The following is a 17,180-nucleotide window of genomic DNA, read 5'->3' on the forward strand; positions in this document are numbered from 1 at the left end:
AGGTGTGGATATAACCTTCATTTTACATTTAAACTTTGTACACTTTGAGACAAATAAGATAAAGCTTGAGCATCGGTTAAATCAATTGACAACGGTGTTAAAGCCACAAAATTATTTGCAACCGCCCAAAAATCAGTCCCTTTTTCCTCATCTTTTGCCGCACCAGCTGGTCCAATCCAATAAACGGTCTCACCTCTTGGGCTTTTAATTGGAATCAAATTTTGACTATGATGTCGTCTGCCAAGCCTTACTGTTTTAATACCTGATAATTCTTCTTTAGGGATATTAGGAACATTTAAGTTCCACAAAAATGGTTCTTTTAAATCGCTGTCTACAAAAAACTGAGCAAATTGCCTCACAACATGAGCAGCGGTTTCAAACTGCTTATTTACTTTACCATTTAATGATACAGCAACCGCAGGAATATCGAGCAAATAAGCTTCTGTTGCTGCGGCCACAGTACCAGAATAAAGTGTATCATCGCCCATATTGGCACCATGATTAATACCAGAAAACACCATATCAGGAATAAAATCATCCATAATATTCAATGCTAAATGGACACAATCTGTTGGTGTACCATTTACATAAAAAAAACCATTGCGGCCTTTTTTTAAACTCAAGGGTCGATCAAGAGTTAAAGAGTTACTGGCACCACTTCTATCGCGCTCAGGGGCAACCACCCTAACCTCACCAAAGTGGCTGAGTGTTTGGGCCAGAACATGAATGCCTTCTGCCAAATAACCATCATCATTACATACTAAAAATTTCAATTGTTTCTCTTTATTTAAATGTTTATTCATTAAGTTATTATCTTACTATAATTCACATCAAATAAACATTATCTGAATCATAAAATCCAACTAACTTGGTTAATAAATAAAAGGGTATGCCAATTAGTATAAGCATACCCTTAAACCATTTCCTACCAATTATGATGCTTCTTTAGGTGTCTCAACTTTTTGACGCAACCGCAGCCCCAATTCACGTAACTGTTTTTCATCTACAGCATTAGGCGCATTGGTTAATAAACATTGAGCCCTTTGTGTTTTCGGGAAAGCAATCACATCACGAATAGAATCCGCACCGGCCATTAACGTCACTAAGCGATCTAATCCAAAAGCCAAACCACCATGAGGTGGGGCACCATATTTTAAATTATCCAATAAGAACCCAAATTTATTTTGTTGCTCTTCTTCGCTGATGTTTAGTGCAGCAAATACTTTCTCTTGCAAATCAGCACGATGAATCCTAATAGACCCTCCACCGATTTCCCAACCATTGAGCACCATATCATAAGCACGAGCCAAACAATTTTCAGGATCTGTTTGCATTAAATCTTCATGGCCAACTTTAGGGCTGGTAAAAGGATGATGCATTGCGGTGTAACGTCCATCTTCATCATCATATTCAAACATTGGGAAATCAACTACCCACAGAGGCTTCCACTCAGGCGTAAAATAACCATTGTCTAAGCCGTGCTCGTGTCCAATTTTAATACGTAACGCCCCAATTGCTTCATTAACAACTTTAGCTTTATCGGCACCAAAGAAAATAAGGTCACCATTTTGAGCACCTGTTTTTTCTAAAATTGTTGTTAAAGCAGCTTCACTTAAGAATTTGACAATCGGAGATTGTAAGCCCTCTTCATTTGCTTTTGAAACATCATTTACTTTAATGTAAGCCAAGCCTTTTGCACCATAAATACCCACAAACTGAGTATAATCATCTATTTCTTTACGACTTAAAGTTGCACCATTAGGTATACGCAACCCAACCACACGGCCATTTTTCATATCAGCGGCACCACGGAATACTTTGAACTCTTCCGTTTTCATCACATCAGTTAACTCAGTGAATTTCAGTGCTACCCGTAAATCTGGTTTATCTGAACCATATAAGTACATCGCTTCATGAAAAGTCATTCGAGGGAAAGTACCCAACTCGACATTCAATACATCTTTAAAAATAGCTGTTGTCATGCCCTCTGTGATATCCATAATGTCGTTTTCGGATAAAAAAGAGGTTTCCAAATCGATTTGAGTAAACTCAGGCTGACGATCTGCCCGTAAATCCTCGTCACGAAAACATTTAGTAATTTGGTAATAACGATCAAACCCAGAGACCATCAATAATTGCTTAAATAATTGAGGTGATTGCGGTAAAGCAAAAAATTCACCTGGATGTACTCGAGAAGGCACCAAATAGTCACGAGCACCTTCTGGTGTTGAACGTGTTAACATAGGAGTTTCAATATCAATAAACCCTTGATCATCTAAATAACGACGAACACCCATTGCCACCTGATAACGCAAACGTAAATTCTTTTGCATAGAAGGACGACGCAAATCAACCACGCGATTAGTTAAACGCACATTTTCAGACAAATTTTCATCATCAATTTGAAATGGTGGTGTCACAGCTTCATTTAATATCTCAATCTGTTTAGCCAATATCTCAATTTGACCAGAAATCAAATTAGCATTCGTTGTGCCTTCTGGACGATTACGAACCAGACCAGTAATAGACAATACATATTCATTACGTGAACTGTCTGCTAATTTAAAAGCCTCTGGTGTGTCAGGATCAATCACAACCTGCACCAAACCTTCACGATCACGCAAGTCAATAAAAATAACCCCTCCATGATCTCTACGGCGATGTACCCATCCTTTAACGGTAACAGTTTGTTCTAAATAAGTCTGATCAATTAGACCACAATAATTGGTTCGCATCATTATTTAACCTTTATTAAAAAATCATTCTTGCTTTATTTATCTGAATTATCTTCTATATCTTTTATCTCTGTGACAACTGCCTGAATTTTATTGTCCTGTTTTATTGTTTTTTCTTGCTCAGGCAACATATGATCAGGCACGACCATACCCAAAGAAATGACATATTTCAATGCCTGATCTACAGTTAATTGGCATGGTTTAGTATCTGTCAATTTAACCAGAACAAAATAACCTGATGTTGGATTGGGTGTAGTAGGCACATAAACAGAAATAAATTGTTCTTCTTGTGTGCCAGCTAATTCTTGTTGTAAAACAGAAGGCACATTTCCTGTAACAAAAGCCAAACTCCAAGCATTCTGGTGCGGAAAACGAACCCATATTGGTGTTTTAAAAGACTGGCTTGAGTCAGACAATAAAGTATCTGATACCTTTTTAACACTGGTATAAATAGATTTAACCACAGGGATACGGCTTAAAAGTTGATCCCACCCATCCAGAATTTTTTGTCCCAAAACATTAGCAGCAAAAACACCTGTACCTAAAAGTAATAATATGGAAAGAACCAAACCAAAGCCAGGAAGATCCATACCAAAAAGCTCTTTTGGCTGTAAATGGCTGGGCAATAATTTGATTGTATCATCCAAAGTGCCTACAACAAGGCTAATAACCCAAAAAGTAACCGCCACAGGCATCCAAACCAAGATACCTGTAACCAAATAGCCTTTTAATGTCAGTTTATTTTTACTTTTTTTCTCTTTTACTGCTTCCTGATCACTCATTAATTAGCTTCCACATCCATCACATGTCCCCGTACTCTGGCAACTAGGAACAGTTTGTTTAAAATCTGATTGATACCAACCACTACCTTTTAACTGAAAGCCTGCTGCGCTGACACATTTATGAAAATTAGTGCTGCCACATTTAGAGCAAACAGAAATGGGGGCATCTGCTAGTTTTTGTAAAAACTCTTCCTTAACCCCGCAATCATCACATATATATTCATAAATAGGCATACTGTTGTTACTCCAAAAATTTATTTCAATAAAATATATTTTAAACACCACCCCAGTCAAGAAGCATCACCCCTATACCCAAACTACGATGGTGAAAATTATAATCCAATAAATTTTCACCATAGCCATCATAATATTGGATATAACCTTTTAGCTTACCTGAAATTGGAAAAGCATACTCCAATCTGGCACCACCTTTACCATGTTTCGGATTATACTGCAATGTTGTACTGAATAAGTGATCTCGGTACTGATAAGCTAATTTTAAATCACCATACCCCATGTATTTGGTAATATCTGGATTGTCATCTTTACGCGATTTTTCTGGTATTCTCCACCATACTCGAGGCAAAATGGTCACTTTACCCCACTCAAACCCAGCCATTCCATAGACCCTATTCCAACTACGTGACCATGGGTCAGATTGTCCATTCGATTGGTGTACAGCTCCTGCGCCGACCATGCGCAATTTCATGCCCCATGGAAGATTCATATTGGTTGGTTGAGTAATGAATATTTCTGGCTGATAATCAGTGTCTCTAAAAGGAGAAGACCATTCTGAATTATATACCTGCCAATGAGATTGCTGAGTGTATCCAAACCAAATATCTGCTCGAGTACCAAAAATATCTTCAAACATTTTGGTTTTAAAAGAAATCTGAAATTTAGCCTCAGTCTTTTTTACATTTCCATCATATAATGAATTGCGTCCAAATTTAGGCGTACCTGGTTCATCATTGACTTTAAAATTATGCCATACTGGCAAAATATAATTAGAATTATGCGCACGAATACTGAAAACGCCACGCTCATCATTACCATCTAAATCATACAACAGACTCAATGGGGTATACTGCTCAACGACCTGATCAGACACACCAGCTTCAGACAATAAAGTTTGATTTTCAACATCCTGCCGCTCTTGAACACTATGCTCATCTGTTGCATCAGGGGGATAATCATCAGCATGAGCTGAATAACTCACAATTGAATGATCTTCTTTTACTGACTCAGAAGACACATGTTCTTCATGAGTCACCATATCATTTAATTTATTATTTGATACGCCATCAAAACAAGCCAAACGCATTGCATTATCAGTAATTTGCGTACATTTTAACCATGGTTCATCATGCGTATTAGCCATAGAAACAAAAGGAAACAGACTCAATACACTTAGTACGATTCTCTTCATCATTTTAGATAAACCTTATCCTTTTCATCCCTATTTATAATTAACAAAGGCTCCGCATTTGTCGGAGCCTTTGTCTATAACCTAATAATTAAGCCATAGATTTAATTTGTGCTGCCAGACGGCTCTTATGGCGGGCGGCTTTATTTTTATGGAAGATACCTTTATCTGCAATGCGATCAATAATTTTTGTTGATTCAACATATACAGCCTGAGCTGCTGCTTTATCTCCTGCTTCAACTGCTTTCACCACTTTTTTTACTGCTGTACGGAATGCGGTACGCAAACCAGCATTATGGGCGCGTTGCTTAAGCGCCTGACGTGCACGCTTACGAGCTTGTGCGCTATTGGCCATGTAGGTCTCCTAGAAATATTTCTTTAAAACGTGCTATTTTAATGACTTATTCACACTCTTGCAAGTACTTCATTAGCGAAAATGATTTACTCAGAACCAAAACCCTCAAAAGAAAAATAATTTGTAAAAAAATGATTACAGAATTCTCTTTTATCTAGGCCTTGATTCTCTTGTGATACCGTTCATTACATACCCAAAATTAGATTTATTATTCAGTGATTCAGAAAAATACGGTACAATTTACCCTGATAATAATTCATTCAGCTAGGAGCACATTTATCATGGGTATCATTTTTGTTATTATTATTGCCATATTTATTGTATGCTGCATTATAAAATACAACCGTTTCATCGAAATCAAACATGATATTCAAAATAGCTGGTCCACCATTGATTCCATACTGAATCAACGCCATGATGTGTTACCAAAATTGATTGATATATGTACACAACACTTATCAACTGAAGAACATCTTACTTTAGAAGATGTCACCAATGCACGCACTGCTGTCTCAAAAGCACGCCAATCTGGTAATATTAGCGCTTTAGCTGACGCAGAAAACACCTTACGGGTAAATCAAAGTAACTTAATGGCAATCACTGATCAATACCCACAATTACAAACAGATCACGCTTTTCAGAAAGTGAAAGAAAATTTAAACTATTTAGAAAGCGAACTGAGCATTGAATGCGAACTCTACAATGAAGCCGTTCAAATGCATAATATCTTACTAGAACAATTTCCAGCCTTAGTTGTAGCACGTATTTTTAATTTTACAACACAATTACCACTGACACTTTCAACAAATGGCTATTCTACACATGCTTTAGAAATGGATGATTAATCAAAAAAATGAGACTGTATATCATCGCTCAATAGCTATAAAAAGGCTTTCATATTCAGAAAGCCTTTTTGTTTCCTTTAGAAAATTGTCAATTAACTAAATTTGATAAAAACCTTAAAATTAAATTGGTCAAAACCGCCACATTTCAATAACATCCTCTTTGTGAACAAATCATTTTAAATTAGCACTTTTGTTTTCCCAAAATACAATAATAAACTTGTCAGCTTTGTTTATTTTATCTAAATATCAATTGTTTTTTACCCTTTATTCAAAATAAAGCAATAAATGATATAATTACGACTTTTATTTATTAGCTGTCAGGAAAATAGCATCATGAGCTTACAGTGTGGAATCGTTGGCTTACCTAATGTGGGTAAATCAACTCTATTTAATGCGCTTACCAAAGCAGGTATTGAAGCGGCCAACTACCCTTTTTGTACCATTGAACCTAATGTTGGCATTGTTGAAGTACCAGACCAACGTATGGCTGAGTTAGCCGAAATTGTTAACCCACAACGTATGCAACCGGCTATTGTGGAATTTGTTGATATTGCAGGTTTGGTTGCAGGTGCCAGTAAAGGTGAAGGTTTAGGCAATCAATTTTTAGCAAATATTCGTGAAACAGATGCCATTATCAATGTCGTTCGCTGTTTCGATGACGAAAATGTGACACATGTTGCAGGCAAGGTAGACCCACTTGCTGATATTGAAACCATTCAAACAGAACTTGCCTTGGCAGATTTAAGTTCTGTGGAAAAAGCCATTATAAGAGATGGTAAAAAGGCTAAAAGTGGCGATAAAGAGGCACAACAATTAGTCAGTATTTTAGAAAAACTGAAACTTCACCTAGACCAAGGCTTACCTGCCAGATCAATGGATTTAAGTAAAGAAGAATTAGTTTTACTCAAACCTTTATGTTTATTGACCATAAAGCCAGCCATGTATGTTGCTAACGTTGCAGAAGATGGCTTTGAAAACAACCCGCATTTAGCTCGTTTACAAGCGTTTGCCGTAAAAGAGAATGCACCTGTAGTAGCTTTATGTGCAGCAATGGAAGCAGAAATTGCCGACCTAGAAGATGAAGACAAATTGGCCTTTTTACAAGAAATGGGTTTGGAAGAGCCAGGATTAAACCGTTTAATTCGTGGTGCCTATACCCTACTTGGCCTACAAACTTATTTTACTGCTGGTGTCAAAGAAGTACGTGCATGGACCATTCATCAAGGTGATACAGCACCACAAGCAGCGGGTGTCATTCATACCGACTTTGAGCGTGGTTTTATCCGTGCACAAGTAATCGCCTATGATGATTTTATTCAATTAGGTGGGGAAGCAAAAGCAAAAGAAGCGGGGAAAATGCGCGCTGAAGGAAAAGACTATATAGTCAAAGATGGGGATGTTATCCACTTCTTATTTAATGTATAAGACCATACAACTCAGTTATTTAAAAGAAAAAAGAAGCAATTTTCATTGCTTCTTTTTTTATAAACATAATCAATTAAATATTTTCATTCAAAAATGAAACCAGTTGTCCTTTTGCTAAAGCACCCACTTTCATGGCAACTTGCTCACCATTATTAAATAAAATCAAAGTTGGAATACCACGAATACCAAACTTTGCAGGTGTATCACTACACTCCTCAGTATTCACTTTAACAATGGTTAATTTACCTTGATATTCCTGAGCAACATCTTCTAAAATTGGTGCAATCATTTTACAAGGCCCACACCAAGGTGCCCAAAAATCAACCAAAACAGGGCCATTTGCTTTTAAAACATCTGTTTCAAAATTAGCATCTGTTGTATTGATGATTAAATCACTCATTTTGTCTCGTCCTTTTTATCAATTTTTAAAACCCATCTTCTTGCTTATCACATAAATGTTTCAATTAAAAAAACAATGTTCTCCATCAACATTTATGAGCAAATGAAATATTATTCACGATTTATCGATATGATACTTTCTATTGGTCACAAGGTTCAAGCATTAAAATGCTGTAATAGCTTTTGAGTATAGCCAGCATTAGGTTTATAAAAAACCTCAGCAGCTGTCCCAGACTCAACAACCGCCCCCTCTTTTAACACAATAACGCGATGAGATAAGGCTCTAATTACAGCCAAATCATGGCTGATCATCACCATAGTCAACTGATATTTTTCCTGTAACTGCAACAATAAGTGGATCATTTGCTTTTGCAAACTAACATCCAAAGCACTTGTAGGCTCATCCAGCACCAGAATATCTGGCTTCATGGCAATTGCTCTGGCAATAGCGATACGTTGTCGCTGCCCACCAGAAAACTCATGAGGGTAACGGTATAAACTATCCTCTGGCAAACCAACTTCACATAATAGACTTGTCGCTAAATCTATTTTCTCTTGAGTATTCAGTTGTTGGTGTAATTGTACTCCTTCTGTGATGATATCCAAAACACTCATTCTTGGACTTAACGCACCAAAAGGATCTTGAAACACCATTTGAATATGTTTTCTGGCATGAGTCAGCTCTTTACCTTTTAAAGCACTCCAATGCAGGTTTTCTAAAAACATTTCGCCTGTAAACGGTTGCAATAGTCGCATCATTAAACGTGCTAAAGTGGTTTTACCGCTCCCACTTTCCCCAATAATGCCTAATGTTTGCCCTTTAAATAGCTGTAAATTTATGGCTTGTAAAATAATATGTTTATCTTTAACAAACAGCCCTTTTTTTACCGGCACACTAAACCCAAGATCATTGGCTGTAAATAGAACAGGCACCGTTTGCTTTTCTTCGTAAACCAATGGCTCAGGTGTACTGTCTAACAGTTTTTTTGTATATTCATGTTGTGGTTGAGAAAAAACATCAAAGACAGTACCTGATTCAACAATTTTGCCTTCCTTCATGACCATCACTTTATCAGCAAAACGTTTCACCAGCTTTAAGTCATGGGTAATATACAAAATAGCCATTCCATATTTTTTTTGTAAGTCGTTAAGTAGTTCAATGATTTTATCCTGAACTTCCATATCCAGAGCTGTTGTGGGTTCGTCTGCAATTAATAATTTAGGCTTACCTGCAATGGCCATGGCAATCATAGCTCTTTGTCTTTGACCACCAGATAACTCAAAAGGATAAGCAAACACCTTCCGTTGGGCTTCTTGTATACCTGTATCTTCCAATAATCTAACAGCCTCTTGCCATGCCTCTTTTTTACTCATTTTCTGGTGTAAACGTAATACCTCAACAATTTGCTCTCCAATGCAAAGCACTGGGTTTAATGCGGTCATAGGTTCTTGAAAAACCATGCCAATCTTTTTTCCACGCAATTGATTGAGCTGTTTCTCTTTTAAGCCAATCAGAGCTTGTTGTTCAAAACCAATGGCACCAGACAAAGTAACATCTGGGTTTAATTGAATAATACTTTGTGCACAAATGGTTTTACCGCTACCGCTTTCTCCTACTAAAGCCATTTTTTGATTGGGGTAAAGATCAAAACTGACATCAAACAATACCTGTTTCGCTCCAAAATAGGCGTTCAATTTTTCTATACTTAATAAGGGCTCACTCATGAATTTTACCTTTATTATCTAAAGCTGCACGTAATCCCTCACCCATCAAACTTAAAAGCAATAACATAATGGTTAACACACAAAAAGTTGATAACGCAATCCACCAAGCATCCAAATTGTCTTTACCCTGGCTTAATAGCTCTCCTAAACTTGGTGTACTGGCAGGTACACCTAAGCCCAAAAAATCTAAACTGGTTAAAGCCAATACGGCACCACTGATGCGAAAAGGTAAAAATGAAATAACAGGTGTTAGGCTATTGGGCAACAAATGCCGCCACATGATCTGTTTGGCATTTAACCCCATTGAACGAGCAGCTAAAACATAATCCATTTTTCTATTTTTTAAAAACTCTGCCCGAACATAATCAGCAAGCCCCATCCAGCCAAATAAGACCAATAACAAAAGTAATAAGCCTAAACTAGGGTTAAAAATAGAGGAAAAAATAATCAATAAATATAATTCTGGCAAACCACTCCACACTTCAGTGATCCTTTGTAAAATCAGATCTAATTTGCCACCAAAAAACCCTTGCATGGCACCCAACAAAATACCCACAAAGGTACTGACCACGGTCAATACCAAACCAAATAGAACAGAAACCCTAAAACCATAAACCAATCTGGCAAACACATCTCGACCACGATCATCTGTGCCTAAAAGATGGGCCGAGTTTGGATTAGCAGGATTGGGTAATAAATCAAACTCATTAATGGTATTATAGCTATATGGATTTAAAGGATAAATTGCCCAATTGCCATTACTGGTGATTTTGCTTTTAATATAAGGATCCAAAAAGTCTGCAGGTGTATCAAAATCTCCGCCAAATGTTGTTTCATTATAATTTTTTAAAATCGGAAAATAATACTGCTGCTCATATGAAATAACGAGTGGTTTATCGTTACTCCATAGCTCAACCATTAAAGAACACACAAATAAAATACTGAAGATAATTAAACTATAATAGCCACGTTTATGACTTTTAAATCTCAGCCATGCTCGCTTTCGAGGAGAAAGACTCATTTTTGTTCTCCATCAAAATTGATTCTAGGGTCAACCCAAGCATAAGAAATATCAGATAATAACTTAGCCACCAAGCCCATTAAGGTAAAAATATATAAGGTGCCCATTACAACAGGATAATCCCTTTTCATAACTGCTTCATAAGACAAAAGCCCCAAACCATCCAAGGAAAATAAAGTTTCTATTAATAAACTACCTGTAAAAAAAGCACCAATAAAAGCAGCAGGAAACCCTGTGATTAGAGGAATTAGAGCATTACGAAATACATGTTTAAATAAAATACGACGCTCAGAAAGACCTTTGGCCCTAGCAGTGTAAACATATTGCTTATGAATTTCTTCAAGAAAAACATTCTTTGTTAATATGGTCATAATGGCTAAGGAACCAATAACAGAAGCTGTTACAGGTAAAGTAATATGCCACAAATAATCGGTTATTTTGTGCCAAAAAGATAAGGTTGCCCAATTGTCGCTGACTAGGCCATTTAATGGAAAAACACTCCAAAAACTTCCCCCACAAAAAAGAACCAAGAACAACACCCCCAATACAAAAGGCGGAATGGCATAACCTGTCAAAATAAACAAACTGGTGATCCCATCGAACTTAGAACCATCCTTTACCGCTTTTATAATGCCTAAAGGTATACAAATCAAATAAGTCAAAATGAATGTCCATAAGCCCAAACTCATAGAAACAGGCAGTTTTTCTTGGATAAGCTGAGCAACTGTTTTATGATGAAAAAAACTCTCACCAAAATCAAAAACTGTAAAATTTTTCACCATTTTGATAAAACGCTGTAAAGGTGGCTGGTCAAAACCATACAATACTTTCAACTTTGCCATTTCATCAGGACTTAACTGATTTGACTGACGCAATAATGAATTTGTCACAGATGCCGTTTCACCAGAGACCCCTGCTTTTGTTAATTGCTGTACCATTTGCTCAACTGGACCACCTGGTACAAATTGAATCACAACAAAAGTAATGGCTAATATCCCAAACAAAGTGGGTAACATAAGCGCCAAACGTTTTAGGATATATCTGAACATAAATAAAAATAATAATTTAGAAAGAAGCTATTGTAATATTTTTTATGATTAATCTCTACCTATTTTAGGTAGCAATGATGCTTAAAGATAAAACACCAATTGACGACTATTCTGTCAAGAAAAAACAACATATTCAATACAGCATTATGCTTTTTGCGCCAATGATTCTTGACATACAAATAAATTTAATCGACAATCGCGCCTCAAAATTGATGTTTTATTCGATTACCCAATTTTTCAATCATTGATATGCAAAGGAGACCATTATGACTCAATCAACTACCCTTTGCAGACAATGTCAGGTTTGAATACAGTTTCACTTTAAAACTTGCCCCTGACTTTAGTCTGCCAATTCTTAATCTTAAATCTATTATTTTTTTATAGGATTGGTATATGGGCACATTCATACGCTCAATATCTGAGCAAATTTCTTATATTGCGTCATTATACGTAATTGAGATGCTTAGATTGATATTTTCACTTTAAATACAACAAGTAGTGTGACTGATTTTTTACTTAACTGCAACATAATATTTGTATTTTCGTTGCTTTATTTAAAGGATTTTGGTCACTATGGTTGTTATCTGCTTACTCAACACAAAAGGTGGTATTGGTAAAACTACCTTATCCGCAAATTTAGGCGGTTTATTAGCTGATTTAAACTTTAGAGTTCTTTTGATAGACACAGACCCACAAGGTTCTCTATCAAAATACTATAAGTTAAAACACCAAGCATCTAAAGGACTTGTTGAATTACTTCTTGAAGATGAGTTAACAACAGATGTTTTTTCTTCTACAGTTTTTCATAACTTAGATATTGTATTGTCTAATGATAGTACAGCTCATACTCAAACCGAACTTAGTTCACGCCCAGATCGTCCGATTCTGTTACGTGAAAAAATCAATCATCCTCTTATTTCTGAACAGTACGATGTTGTAATCATTGATACACAAGGTGCCGTTGGTTCCTTACAAGAAACAGCAGCATTCGCTTCTGATCTTATATTATCTCCCATTGTTCCAGAAATGCTCAGTGCTCGTGAGTTCTTGACTGGAACACAAGCAATGCTTAAACGTTTATCGTTTGGTCGTAAAATCGGTTTGGATATCCCCCCTACAAAAGCCTTGCTTTATGCGATGGATCGTACGAAAGATGCACGAGATATTGGTCAATGGCTTGTTAATACATTTGCTGAGTCAAATGCTGAAGTTCAGTTGTTAAATACCATCATACCTTCGGCGAAAGCCTACAAAGAGGCTTCTACTAAAGCTGTTCCAGTGCATATTCATGAAATTGCTCATTCAGGTAAATCTGAATCTGCCAATAAAGTAATGCATGACTTAGTTTATGAACTTTTTCCTCAACTTTCTGAAGCGAAAGTGAAAGCAAGAAATTTTCAATTTGATGATGAGGATATCTAATGATGAATGATACAGATAATGTTCCTCACGCCATTCCATTAAATCAGGCTGTTGATAAGCTAAGAGATCAGTCTGAGCAAACACCAATGGAAAAATTGAAAAATCGTAAGACTTCAACACCTCCAATTAATTTAAAAGAGAGTTTGATGTCTACTTTACCTCTTCAAACAGATAAGCAGTTTACAAGCACGGTTACAGAGTTCAAAGAACATACTTATATGAATCTGAGTATAGATGATATTGATTTATTTGATGGGAATCCCAGAAAACATCAAGATCCCCAAGAATATCAGAGTACAAAAGAATCTATACGTAATCATGGTATTCAGCAGCCAGTTCATATCACTAAAAGACCTGGTGAGAAGAAATACATACTTTCTTCTGGAGGTAATACTCGATTAAAGATCATGAAAGAGCTTTTTGCAGAAACTAAAGAAGCAAAATTCGCTTTCATACCTTGTATTTTCCATTCATATACATCTGAAGGTGATATGTATTTTGCTCATATGATTGAAAATGAGCAACGTACTGATATGTGTTTTTGGGATAAAGCCGAAGGCTATCACAAGTTAAAAGAGATAATAGAAGTAGAAAAGAACAAACAACTATCCTCAAGAGAGTTATCTGAAGAGTTGTTGAAACGAGGGCTAACAGTTTCTCGAACTATTTTATCTTTAATGTTTTTTGCATTAAATTCACTCAATGAACTTGACTATCTAACTCAATTTTTATCTAAAGGCAAAGCCATTGAGTTACGTAAACTATATAACAAGCTTGATGAACTGGTTCAACACCCTGATTTTCAATCAATATGGCAAGATACACTTGAGGCTTGGTCAAAATCACATCCATATGATGAAGATATTGATTTAGAAAATCTTATTCAGTTTTTAGAAACATCAATAGTAGATCATTTTGGTATTCAATTATCAGATGAAGCACTTGATACTGATAATCTGGATGAAATTGGATCTGAACCACTTATTTTTGATATAGATTCAGGTTCTTCAGATGAAACCCCTACTATTGAAGCTAATGATAATGTAGATGCCTCTACAGAATCTATTAGTAAAACACCCCTTCTAAGCCCTACTCTAAAACCTAATATGGTTGACGAACCATTTGTTAGAGCAACATTGGCGGAAGCTAGAGATTCCATACATAAATACGCAACTGCTTTACTAAATTTTGTGTATTTAAATGAATGTTTTGTTGTTCATGAAAGTTTTAAGTACGGTTTTTATGTTGAGTTACCTGATTTTGAGCGACTTGCAAACGAAGATCACATTAAAACTAAATTTGAACTGTCTCAGCACCCTACTTTAATTGATTGCTTGCATCCAGAAGCAAGAGATATCTATTGGTTCTTAGCCGATCTAAGCGGACAAATGGACGATTGGATTAATGAGAACGCTATTGTCTATCAATTACCTGAAGCATCTTTATTTAAAAAATTCGTTACCGATGAAGGATATGAGTATGAGGTCAAATCCAGCTTGTTAGGAGATTACTCATCTGGATCTAAACACATCATTAACTGGACATGTTTGCCTGAATATCTACAGCTGAATCATATGTTCCAGCATCTTGTTAATTCAGTTCGTGCATTTAACTTAATTTCTTAATGAGGAACAGTATGAAAACGATTGAAGAAACAAAAGAATTGGCTCAAACAAAAAAAACTGAGCAAAAGGAGTCAAATGAGCCTCCAAAAATAACCATTGTAACCAAGCAGCTTATTGAAAAGATGATTTTAGGTATTCCAGCAGTTTTTTTATTCATCCTTTCTTTAAGGAAAAAAGACACATTAAAAAAATTGGCTAAACACAAAAACATCAATTTGGATGAGCTGGAGTCACTAACTGTAAGTGAAATTTTAGCCATTCTTAATTTTAGCCAGAATCTAGTTGAAGTCAGTATTGATGTAGAGAGTTTAAGTAAAGGACTTGAGTATATGAAAAAAATGAATGAACAAAAAAAATATGAAGGTAAAAACATCGTTTGGCTAATTGAAAATGGAGCAACAAAAGCCATGATTTTAGAGGTTTTTCCTTCATTAACTGAACAAGAGTTAGCGCATTGGTACTTCTTTGTTCAACAAGATGGTATTGAGCCCATTAAGGTTGGTCGTATTGCAGCCATCCCAGAGCCAGATTTTGAGAGAGCAACACACGACTGGCACTCAATTCAATTGCAAGAGTTGCCTTATATCGAAAAATTAAGAAGCTTCAAACAAGCCTACCCTCAATACACCTTGGCTCGATTGAATACTGTGATCAAAGCAAAAGATATCTAGGAGTAAAGAAATGAAAATTGATTTTGAAAATATTAGACCCTTCAGGAAGTCATTAAACATGAATCAATGGGAATTTTGGGGAAAAGTTGGTGTGACTCAATCTAGGGGTTCATGGTATGAGCGTGATAGAGAAATTCCAGCTTCAGTAAGAATGTTGATCATCATTATTTATGGATTAAAGATTATTCCTGAAGCAATCAAGCATCTTCAAATATCTTCAGATAATGACTTTAACCCAGTATCTGCTCAAGTTTCACGTTGTATTGGTTGTGGTTGTGATGACCACCACGCCTGTATAGATACAGTACGAGGTAATTGTTCTTGGATATTTGTTAATTATGATCTTCAGATCGGTGTCTGTTCTGCTTGCAATACAAAGAAAGGCATTTACGAGCAATGGATCTCTTTAGTTAATAAGGAGAAAGTCAATGCTTAATCAAACCGAACAAAATTATTTACTGGTTGCTGCATTAAATATCTGGGTAGAAACCAGCAAACTAGCGCGTTTCTCTCCGCAGCAAGAATTATTACTAGATAAGTTAACGTATGCCCTTGCTCCAGCTGTAGTTGCTCATGCCAAGCAGCAAGGTAAATCTATTCCTGAAGATAAAGGATATAGAAATTGGCTTATTTCAGAGATTCACTCATTGGCCAAGGTGAAAAAATGATCAAGCATAAGGTGAAACTGAAATATGTGGTTAGATTTTGGTTATTTGTATTCATAACCTATTCAACCTTGTTCTATGGGCTATTTGCGTTTGCAAATTGGCATCTTAATCCAAGTTATTGGATTCAAGAGAATGTTAAGTGGGAGCATACAAGTAGAGAAATTTTTGCAGCTATTACTGTAATTATAATATTTATTAGTTCTATTGCTACTTTTATGTTTTGGAGCAAATTAAAATTTGAAGGTGGTATTTATAGAAAAATAAATCATTATTTTGACCAAATATTTTTTGGTTTAATTATATTACTGATACCAGTCATTGTTTTAATTATATTTACTTGCTCATATTTTGCGTATGGGGTCGCACTATGGGATTTTAATGCTGCCCATTGGTCATATGAAATACGTGAAGTAATCCTGAACATCATACTTCTACCATTTCTTATCATTTCACCGTTCTATGTTTTTTTCTCTTTCATAATGTTGGATTTTGTTGATATTACATTTTATTTAATAACAGTAAAAAAAGTTAATAAAAAACAGAAAAATATTATATGTGATAACAAAATCATAATAATGAAAATAGCAATATGTTATGCCTTCCTGATTCTTACACCATTATTGGTTTTATATTTAGTTTCAGCATTCATTAACTGGAGTCTAAATCCAGCATATTGGCAAGCAAATACACGAGCGTTCTTTTCGTGGTTGTTTTCGTTAATTATTGGCTTGGAAATATTTGTATCAATCATTTGGTTATACTTTAAAGAACTTGATTTTGATCTGATGAATCGAATTCATAAAGCTTCTAAGTACCATTTAAATATTCTCATTGTTTTAGTCAGCTTATCACTAATTTTATACATAGGTTATGCCATCAGTTATTGGGATATTAACCCTGCTAATTGGTCATTTAATGATCGCAAGGACCTGTTTTTATATGTCATAAAAACTCCCTTTTATTTCATTGGATTCAACATACTCATTATTTGTATGAAGATTGGTTTATTAGAAAATTTTAAATGAAAAAAAT

Annotated in this window: 18 protein-coding genes; 8 read left to right on the top strand and 10 right to left on the bottom strand. The window is 35.7% G+C overall.

What is annotated here, in order from left to right; genetic code table 11:
- Positions 1 to 17 precede the first annotated feature (17 nt).
- The 6 genes from surE to rpsT all read right to left on the bottom strand — a co-directional run bounded on the left by surE (position 18) and on the right by rpsT (position 5,298).
- Positions 18 to 773 (bottom strand): 5'/3'-nucleotidase SurE, encoded by a 756-nt coding sequence (gene surE / locus AADH04_RS01385; protein WP_434779772.1) that lies wholly within the window; start codon positions 771 to 773, stop codon positions 18 to 20.
- A 159-nt stretch (positions 774 to 932) separates the two neighbouring features.
- The gene (gene aspS / locus AADH04_RS01390) at positions 933 to 2,735 is read right to left on the bottom strand and encodes an aspartate--tRNA ligase (RefSeq protein ID WP_434779773.1); all 1,803 of its coding nucleotides are present in this window, start codon (positions 2,733 to 2,735) and stop codon (positions 933 to 935) included.
- Positions 2,736 to 2,770: 35 nt separating this feature from the next.
- A complete protein-coding gene (locus AADH04_RS01395; protein WP_434778470.1) occupies positions 2,771 to 3,517 on the bottom strand; it encodes a DUF502 domain-containing protein in 747 nt (248 codons plus the stop codon).
- Between the two features lie 3 nt (positions 3,518 to 3,520).
- Complete coding sequence (locus AADH04_RS01400) at positions 3,521 to 3,751, bottom strand: FmdB family zinc ribbon protein (RefSeq protein WP_434778471.1); 231 nt, start codon at positions 3,749 to 3,751, stop codon at positions 3,521 to 3,523.
- Between the two features lie 40 nt (positions 3,752 to 3,791).
- Entirely contained in the window at positions 3,792 to 4,949 is a 1,158-nt protein-coding gene (locus AADH04_RS01405; protein WP_434778472.1) for a phospholipase A, read from the bottom strand.
- An 85-nt stretch (positions 4,950 to 5,034) separates the two neighbouring features.
- Entirely contained in the window at positions 5,035 to 5,298 is a 264-nt protein-coding gene (gene rpsT / locus AADH04_RS01410) for a 30S ribosomal protein S20 (RefSeq protein ID WP_434778473.1), read from the bottom strand.
- 281 nt (positions 5,299 to 5,579) lie between these two features.
- Between rpsT and AADH04_RS01415 the strand changes: the two genes are divergently transcribed.
- Entirely contained in the window at positions 5,580 to 6,143 is a 564-nt protein-coding gene (locus AADH04_RS01415; RefSeq protein WP_434778474.1) for a LemA family protein, read from the top strand.
- A 333-nt stretch (positions 6,144 to 6,476) separates the two neighbouring features.
- Complete coding sequence (gene ychF / locus AADH04_RS01420; RefSeq protein WP_434778475.1) at positions 6,477 to 7,568, top strand: redox-regulated ATPase YchF; 1,092 nt, start codon at positions 6,477 to 6,479, stop codon at positions 7,566 to 7,568.
- 73 nt (positions 7,569 to 7,641) lie between these two features.
- Here the strand turns inward: ychF and trxA are convergent, their stop codons facing one another.
- The 4 genes from trxA to AADH04_RS01440 form a co-directional block, all read right to left on the bottom strand.
- The gene (gene trxA / locus AADH04_RS01425) at positions 7,642 to 7,968 is read right to left on the bottom strand and encodes a thioredoxin TrxA (protein ID WP_434778476.1); all 327 of its coding nucleotides are present in this window, start codon (positions 7,966 to 7,968) and stop codon (positions 7,642 to 7,644) included.
- A 155-nt stretch (positions 7,969 to 8,123) separates the two neighbouring features.
- On the bottom strand, positions 8,124 to 9,692 hold the full coding sequence (locus AADH04_RS01430; RefSeq protein WP_434778477.1) for an ABC transporter ATP-binding protein: 1,569 nt from the start codon (positions 9,690 to 9,692) through the stop codon (positions 8,124 to 8,126).
- A complete protein-coding gene (locus AADH04_RS01435; RefSeq protein ID WP_434778478.1) occupies positions 9,685 to 10,713 on the bottom strand; it encodes an ABC transporter permease in 1,029 nt (342 codons plus the stop codon). Before AADH04_RS01435 ends, AADH04_RS01430 begins: the two co-directional genes overlap by 8 nt.
- Entirely contained in the window at positions 10,710 to 11,762 is a 1,053-nt protein-coding gene (locus AADH04_RS01440; protein ID WP_434778479.1) for a microcin C ABC transporter permease YejB, read from the bottom strand. Before AADH04_RS01440 ends, AADH04_RS01435 begins: the two co-directional genes overlap by 4 nt.
- 573 nt (positions 11,763 to 12,335) lie before the next feature.
- Between AADH04_RS01440 and AADH04_RS01445 the strand changes: the two genes are divergently transcribed.
- The 6 genes from AADH04_RS01445 to AADH04_RS01470 are packed head-to-tail and all read left to right on the top strand — an operon-like array spanning position 12,336 to position 17,173.
- Positions 12,336 to 13,184 (top strand): ParA family protein, encoded by an 849-nt coding sequence (locus AADH04_RS01445; RefSeq protein ID WP_434778480.1) that lies wholly within the window; start codon positions 12,336 to 12,338, stop codon positions 13,182 to 13,184.
- Positions 13,184 to 14,809 (top strand): ParB family protein, encoded by a 1,626-nt coding sequence (locus tag AADH04_RS01450; protein WP_434778481.1) that lies wholly within the window; start codon positions 13,184 to 13,186, stop codon positions 14,807 to 14,809. The genes AADH04_RS01445 and AADH04_RS01450 overlap by 1 nt, the downstream gene beginning before the upstream one ends.
- Before the next feature lie 11 nt (positions 14,810 to 14,820).
- On the top strand, positions 14,821 to 15,480 hold the full coding sequence (locus tag AADH04_RS01455; protein ID WP_434778482.1) for a hypothetical protein: 660 nt from the start codon (positions 14,821 to 14,823) through the stop codon (positions 15,478 to 15,480).
- A 58-nt stretch (positions 15,481 to 15,538) separates the two neighbouring features.
- Positions 15,539 to 15,916 carry a hypothetical protein gene (locus tag AADH04_RS01460; protein WP_434778483.1) on the top strand — a complete coding sequence of 126 codons (378 nt, stop codon included), beginning with the start codon at positions 15,539 to 15,541 and terminating at the stop codon, positions 15,914 to 15,916.
- A complete protein-coding gene (locus AADH04_RS01465; protein WP_434778484.1) occupies positions 15,909 to 16,148 on the top strand; it encodes a hypothetical protein in 240 nt (79 codons plus the stop codon). Before AADH04_RS01460 ends, AADH04_RS01465 begins: the two co-directional genes overlap by 8 nt.
- A complete protein-coding gene (locus AADH04_RS01470) occupies positions 16,145 to 17,173 on the top strand; it encodes a hypothetical protein (RefSeq protein WP_434778485.1) in 1,029 nt (342 codons plus the stop codon). Before AADH04_RS01465 ends, AADH04_RS01470 begins: the two co-directional genes overlap by 4 nt.
- The last annotated feature ends 7 nt before the right edge of the window (positions 17,174 to 17,180 follow it).

The organism is Neisseria sp. Ec49-e6-T10 (assembly GCF_051132615.1).
GTDB lineage: Bacteria > Pseudomonadota > Gammaproteobacteria > Burkholderiales > Neisseriaceae.

What these genes read in the sequence shown, in the direction of transcription:
- AADH04_RS01455 (WP_434778482.1), top strand. Translation starts at nt 14,821, where the DNA reads ATGAAAACGATTGAAGAAACAAAAGAATTGGCTCAAACAAAAAAAACT.
- AADH04_RS01440 (WP_434778479.1), bottom strand. Translation starts at nt 11,762, where the DNA reads ATGTTCAGATATATCCTAAAACGTTTGGCGCTTATGTTACCCACTTTG.
- ychF (WP_434778475.1), top strand. Translation starts at nt 6,477, where the DNA reads ATGAGCTTACAGTGTGGAATCGTTGGCTTACCTAATGTGGGTAAATCA.
- AADH04_RS01415 (WP_434778474.1), top strand. Translation starts at nt 5,580, where the DNA reads ATGGGTATCATTTTTGTTATTATTATTGCCATATTTATTGTATGCTGC.
- AADH04_RS01435 (WP_434778478.1), bottom strand. Translation starts at nt 10,713, where the DNA reads ATGAGTCTTTCTCCTCGAAAGCGAGCATGGCTGAGATTTAAAAGTCAT.
- AADH04_RS01460 (WP_434778483.1), top strand. Translation starts at nt 15,539, where the DNA reads ATGAATCAATGGGAATTTTGGGGAAAAGTTGGTGTGACTCAATCTAGG.
- AADH04_RS01465 (WP_434778484.1), top strand. Translation starts at nt 15,909, where the DNA reads ATGCTTAATCAAACCGAACAAAATTATTTACTGGTTGCTGCATTAAAT.
- AADH04_RS01445 (WP_434778480.1), top strand. Translation starts at nt 12,336, where the DNA reads ATGGTTGTTATCTGCTTACTCAACACAAAAGGTGGTATTGGTAAAACT.
- trxA (WP_434778476.1), bottom strand. Translation starts at nt 7,968, where the DNA reads ATGAGTGATTTAATCATCAATACAACAGATGCTAATTTTGAAACAGAT.
- AADH04_RS01470 (WP_434778485.1), top strand. Translation starts at nt 16,145, where the DNA reads ATGATCAAGCATAAGGTGAAACTGAAATATGTGGTTAGATTTTGGTTA.
- AADH04_RS01400 (WP_434778471.1), bottom strand. Translation starts at nt 3,751, where the DNA reads ATGCCTATTTATGAATATATATGTGATGATTGCGGGGTTAAGGAAGAG.
- AADH04_RS01450 (WP_434778481.1), top strand. Translation starts at nt 13,184, where the DNA reads ATGATGAATGATACAGATAATGTTCCTCACGCCATTCCATTAAATCAG.
- aspS (WP_434779773.1), bottom strand. Translation starts at nt 2,735, where the DNA reads ATGCGAACCAATTATTGTGGTCTAATTGATCAGACTTATTTAGAACAA.
- rpsT (WP_434778473.1), bottom strand. Translation starts at nt 5,298, where the DNA reads ATGGCCAATAGCGCACAAGCTCGTAAGCGTGCACGTCAGGCGCTTAAG.
- AADH04_RS01430 (WP_434778477.1), bottom strand. Translation starts at nt 9,692, where the DNA reads ATGAGTGAGCCCTTATTAAGTATAGAAAAATTGAACGCCTATTTTGGA.
- AADH04_RS01405 (WP_434778472.1), bottom strand. Translation starts at nt 4,949, where the DNA reads ATGATGAAGAGAATCGTACTAAGTGTATTGAGTCTGTTTCCTTTTGTT.
- AADH04_RS01395 (WP_434778470.1), bottom strand. Translation starts at nt 3,517, where the DNA reads ATGAGTGATCAGGAAGCAGTAAAAGAGAAAAAAAGTAAAAATAAACTG.